Origin of the sequence: Brachyspira pilosicoli (assembly GCF_019402445.1) — a bacterium.
Classification (GTDB): Bacteria; Spirochaetota; Brachyspiria; order Brachyspirales; family Brachyspiraceae; genus Brachyspira; species Brachyspira pilosicoli_B.
Genome location: NZ_SRZM01000120.1, coordinates 1 through 5,892, shown reverse-complemented (window position 1 = coordinate 5,892; position 5,892 = coordinate 1). Strand labels below are relative to the sequence as shown.

General features: G+C 24.8%; 3 protein-coding genes. 2 read left to right on the top strand and 1 reads right to left on the bottom strand.

The annotated features are described in order from the left end of the window. Positions 1–38: 38 nt before the first annotated feature. On the top strand, positions 39–1,040 hold the full coding sequence (hemH, locus tag E6A48_RS04760; protein ID WP_219708899.1) for a ferrochelatase: 1,002 nt from the start codon (positions 39–41) through the stop codon (positions 1,038–1,040). Positions 1,041–1,246: 206 nt separating this feature from the next. Beyond that, entirely contained in the window at positions 1,247–2,227 is a 981-nt protein-coding gene (locus E6A48_RS04755; protein WP_219708898.1) for a Gfo/Idh/MocA family protein, read from the top strand. Positions 2,228–2,356: 129 nt separating this feature from the next. Here E6A48_RS04755 and E6A48_RS04750 read toward each other — a convergent pair whose 3' ends face one another. Continuing rightward, positions 2,357–5,671: a DUF4132 domain-containing protein gene (locus tag E6A48_RS04750; RefSeq protein ID WP_219708897.1), complete on the bottom strand. Its 3,315-nt coding sequence runs from the start codon at positions 5,669–5,671 to the stop codon at positions 2,357–2,359. Between the last annotated feature and the right edge of the window lie 221 nt (positions 5,672–5,892).

Here is a 5,892-nt window from a genome sequence, read left to right as displayed (position 1 = left end):
ATATTATAATTAATAATAATTACTAATAAGGATATATTATGAATACTGTTAAAGAGAAAAAAAACATTATATTATTAAATATGGGCGGTCCAAGAAATATTCAAGAAATAAATACTTTTTTAGTGAATATGTTTAATGATTATCATATTCTAAATATAAAAAACAGTTTTATAAGGAATATGGTGGCAAAAAAAATAGTAAACAAAATAAAACCTGATGTTATAAGTCATTATGAAGCTATAGGCGGAAAATCTCCAATAAATGAATATACAGAAAAGTTGGTGAATAAACTTAATAAATTAGATAGTTCATCAGATTATAAATATATTATGAATTATACTCCTCCTTATGCTTATGATGTGCTAAAAGAATTAAAAAATAGAAATGTAGAAGAAATTACATTATTTAGTATGTATCCTCAATATTCAGAAGTTACAGTAAAATCATCATTAGAAAGTGTTTATAAGGCTATAAAAAAATTAAAATATAATCCTAAAATTAATATAATAGATAGATATTTTTATGATGATAATTATAATAATTCTATAGTACAATTAATAAAAGAGTCAATAGTAAATAAAAATCCTGAAGAATATGTATTAATATTTTCAGCACACTCAATACCAAAAATGTACGCTGATAAAGGCGACCCATATGAATATGAATGTAATTATAATATAGAAATATTAAAAGAAAAACTACATGAAGAAGGACTTAATTTCAAAGATATTGTTCTTTCTTATCAATCAAAAATTGGAAAAATTGAATGGCTTTCTCCTGCTACAATAGACATAATAAAAAAATATAAAGGAGAAAAATTAATAATATATCCTTTAGCATTTACAATAGACAACTCTGAAACAATTTATGAAATAGATATGGAATATAGAAAAGAAGCTATAAGTAAATATGATATAAAAGATTTTATATTAGTACCTTGTTTAAATGATAATTTAAATTTTGCTAAAACTATCATTGAGTTATCAAATAATGCTGAAATATACAATTCAAATATATCAGATATTAAAGAAATAGTTTAATAAATATAAATAAGTTATTGTATTTTTCAATTTTGATTTTTTATTAATTATAATTTTTTATTTATGTTTTAAATATTGATTAAGTATATTAATATAGACATAAATAAATTTTAATATAATTAAAAAACTTACAGAAATAATTTTCTTGACAATATATTAAATAATAATATTATCTTTCTATAAACATTTTATAAGAGGTTTTTACAATGAAAAAAATTAATATAGGCTTTATAGGAGCAGGTTCTATAGCTGAAATTATGGCTAAGACTATTTCAAAAATTAAAGATGTGGAATCTTATGCTGTGAGTGCAAGAGATATAAAAAGAAGTAAAGCATTTGCTAAGAAATATGGATTTAAAAAGTTTTATGGTTCTTATGAAGAGATGCTTAAAGATGAAAATGTAGATTTGGTTTATATAGCAACACCTCATTCTCATCATTATGAGCATATAAAATTATGTCTTAATAATAATAAAAATGTTTTATGCGAAAAGGCTTTTACTGTTAATACAAAACAAGCTAGAGATGTTATTTTACTAGCCAAAAAGAAAAAGCTTTTACTTGCTGAGGCTATTTGGACTAGATATATGCCAAGCAGAGAAATAATTAACGAAACTATAAAAAGCGGCATTATAGGTAAAGTAAGTTCTCTAACAGCAAATTTAGGCTATGTTATAAATAAAAAAGAAAGATTGATAGAGCCTGAGTTAGCAGGAGGAGCTTTACTTGACGTTGGAGTTTATACTATCAACTTCGCTCTTATGGTATTTGGAAATAAAATAAAAAAAATAGATTCTACTTGTGTGAAAACTAAAAAAGGAGTAGATGAACAAAACTCTATTACGCTTACTTTTGATGACGGCAAAATGGCAGTATTAAACAGTACTATGTCAGCACTAACAAATAGGGAAGGTGTTATTAACGGAGATAAAGGTTATATTGTTGTAAAAAATATTAATAATCCAGAAAGCATAACAGTTTATTCATTAGATAGAAAAGTTGTAAAAACTATTAAAGTTCCAAAACAGATAAGCGGTTACGAATATGAAGTTATTTCTTGTGCAGATGCTATTAGAAATAAAAAGTTAGAATGTAAAGAGATGCCTCATGAAGATATTATAAGAGTTATGAATATAATGGACACTTTAAGAAGAAGCTGGAAGATAAAATATCCTTTTGAAAAGTAAATATAGTTGTTTAAAACTAAGTTGATAAATATTTATATTGTTTTAATTTAATAATTAATATTACTAATAAAAAAATTATAATACCTGCATACATTTTATAATAAAGATATATGCAGGGTTATAAAGGTTTTACTTTGTAAAATAAGATTTTACTGTTCCGTATATTGATGAAGTAAATCTCTTATTAATTTCTAAAGGATTTATATATTCTCCTTCATTGCAGTTTCCGTTTTCATCTAGTTTGTGGAAAGCAATATTTTTAAATGTTACTTTTTCGTTAGCCTCTATTCCAAACCACATATATTCAAAATCTATACGGCATGCAATATTTAATATTGAGTCTTTTAATTCATAATAAGTATAGCTTCCGCCGTCCTCAATATCTCTGCTTCTTTCAAATGACATTTTATTTGCCATTGACATTATTTCGCCTGCTGTTATTTCTCTATCTTCAAATGATATAATTTTATTATTTTTTATATGCTCTTCTTTCACTTCTTCAAATAATAAGTCAAGCTGATTTATAGGCTGTAATATTTCGTAGTCGCTTAATTGAGTTTTCCATTTTGATAATTTTTCATCGTCTAATTCTATTGGGTGAACTAAAGTAATATTTTTTTTATTTTTAATGCTGTCTTCAAATATATATTCTTCTTCATCAAAAGTATTAAAACTTCCATCTTCCATATATCTAAAGCTTTCTATTAAATTATTATTTCCATCATAAACTCCCCATATAAGTTTTAAAGCAAATATATTCATTATAGGGTTGTCCACAAAAAGCTCAGTAAAAGTTTTATAAGACCATTTACGTCCGTTTAATAAAACTTTATTTAATCTTGTTATCTGATTAGAAGTTATCATTTTTATATTTTTCTTTATCAAAGTTAATTCTTTTTTAGAAGCATCTGCAGTTTCTTTATCGTCTTTGCTGTTTGGTGCAGGAAGTGATTTTAAAACTTTGTCATTTGAATCTGTTACCTCGATAGTGAAATCATTTTTTATTTGAAGTTTAAATACTCTGTTAGCTTCTCCTCCATAATGAAGTTCTCTCATTCCTTTTTTATCAAAATCTAAATCTGGAATTATTTTGTCTATTAACTCATCTTCTGAAATCTCTAATGCTTTGGCAGTCTTTTTTAATGCATCTTTAGCAGCATTTTTTACCTGATTATTTTTTACTTTTACAGACATTGTATCAACTAAAACTAATGCAAATTTGCTTGCATTTAATGCTATAGCATATACTGCATATGCTGCTAATGCTCCTCTTGAATTTAATGCCCATTCTTCAATTTGAGTTTTTAATTTTAAGAGTTTATCTTCAGGCTGGAAAATACAATATGGAATAAGTATATTTTTTAATTTTGTATCTGCTTTATTGTTAAGCCAATTGGTATATATATTATCAAGTGCATTTCTAAATGAATCAATATCAAAGAACTCTGCTATCTTGTTGCAGTCTTTTAATATGGAAGGCTCTTTTAATGCCACGTATTCCATAAACACATACTGAACTATTTTTAAAGGTGCTTTATTTGTTTTATCTTTTAATAGAATATTAGAAAATATATTTTCATCTATATCTTTTATTAAACTTTCATGTCCTTCATTATAATATTTATTTAAATGTGCTTCTATCTCTTCAACACTTGTAAATTGAAAATCATCATCAAACTTTTGTAAATCCCAATATTTAATAATTTCTTTATAAACTGTTCTTGATGCTTCTTTTCCTTCATTAGCTAATTTTTCTACTTCGCTTCTTATAATGCTTTCATTATTACTGATTACTGATACACAATGTTTTTTTATTTCTTTTGATTTTGCTGTGTCGAGAACTTTGAAAATAAAATCGAATTTATTATCAATTAAACCGCTTAACTCATCACTGAAAATATAATTAATAAATGATATAGTACCTTGAATATTTGATGTTATAGAAGTGATAAATGATTTATCTTCCATAATAGATTTTGTTTCTTCCACATTATTTTTTATAAGAGTGATAATATCATCTTTTGAGTCTAATAATGATAAATAAATATTTTTTAGCGGTACTTTTTTATCATTAACTAATTTTTCTTTAATTGATAAAATATCTCTGTTATAGAATATTTTTTGAATAGAAACATAAATAGAAATTTTACCATATATTCCATAATGCTTTAATAATTTAGTAGTAATTTCTGATGCTTCATCATTTACTTCGTCAAGCGACATTATAGCTGACAAATAATGACTATGATTGCTATAAGGATTTTCTTTTACATATTTAATGCTTTTAGAAGTTATATTATCAAAACTTTCAATAGCTACATTTCTTTCTAATAAATCCACGCATATTTCTTTTAACTTTGCTACAATAGAATTAGTATCAATATTATATTTATTATCACCGCTTGCAAGCATTATTGATGAAAGCATAGCATAATCAAGATATAATTGTTCAAATTTTGATTTTTCTATTATCTCATAAAGTTTATAAAAAGTTTCTTTGTCTTCATCATATAATTTTTTTATTTCCAATGTATGCTTAGAAATAAAAAGATGGTTGTTATTAAGTATTTTGCTTAATAAAATACATTCTTTAGGGAAAGAGCATGTTTCTAAATATTCAGGTATAAGTTCTCCCCTATAGTAATAATATAGTTTATCCTCTGAGTAGCTTTTAAATAATCTTTTATATAATTGTCCTGTTCTTCCTACCATTTCACGTGATATATTTACAAGAAAATAAATCATATTATTATCTTTATTTAAAATATTTATTAATCTTTTATACACTTCTTCATCTTTATCAGCTATAGTAAAAAGCAGTGCAGTAGTTTCTTCATCATTAATTTTTAGAGAGTCTATATAATTTAATAATTGTTTAATAAGGCTTTTATCATCATCTCTATTTATTAGGTATACCAAAATAGTTAATAATAAATGAGGAGCTCTTTTTAATAATATCTCATTATCATTTTTTACTTTTTCTAAATATTGATTAAAGTCTTTAGGCATATAATGTTCTAATCCTAAAAACCCCAAAAAATTATTTACTTGTATTTGTATATATTTATATGCTTCATTATGGATTAAACCAGACTTAGCATATTTTGTACCATATTCTCTTTCATATGTAATATTATAACTTTCTATTAATACTTTTTCTAAATCTTCACCGACGCATAATCTTAAAATTGTATTGGTAGTATCGCCTTTATATATATATTTAATTACAGCTTCAGCGTATCTTGATATAGCTTTTTTATCTTCTTCTTTAGTATTTTCATCAAAATAAAACCTAAAAATCTCATCATAACCATAATAATTTTTAAAAATAGGGCAGCTATCTGTTCTTCCGTAAAAATAATCAATTAATGCGTCCTTATTGTTTTCATATTGTAATATTTGTTCAAACTTATTTCTTATTTGTTCTTCATTATTATTTTCCATATATCCTCCATCAACGGTATTTTTATACAGTATAATTGATTTTCTTTATTCTGTCAACCGCGAGCTGCGGCACCGCATCCATACCTAAAGGTACTTCCTTCGGTCGCAGGCACTTCATTCGGTCGCCATGAAGGACTTCGTCAAAGTTTTTACCCTACGGGTAGGCTTCGCGAAAAGTGCAAATGTTATAACTTTATATGTTTGGAATATATAAAGCTAAA

Bases quoted from the DNA above. Each gene is read 5' to 3' on its own strand.
- hemH (WP_219708899.1), top strand. From the start codon at position 39: ATGAATACTGTTAAAGAGAAAAAAAACATTATATTATTAAATATGGGC.
- E6A48_RS04750 (WP_219708897.1), bottom strand. From the start codon at position 5,671: ATGGAAAATAATAATGAAGAACAAATAAGAAATAAGTTTGAACAAATA.
- E6A48_RS04755 (WP_219708898.1), top strand. From the start codon at position 1,247: ATGAAAAAAATTAATATAGGCTTTATAGGAGCAGGTTCTATAGCTGAA.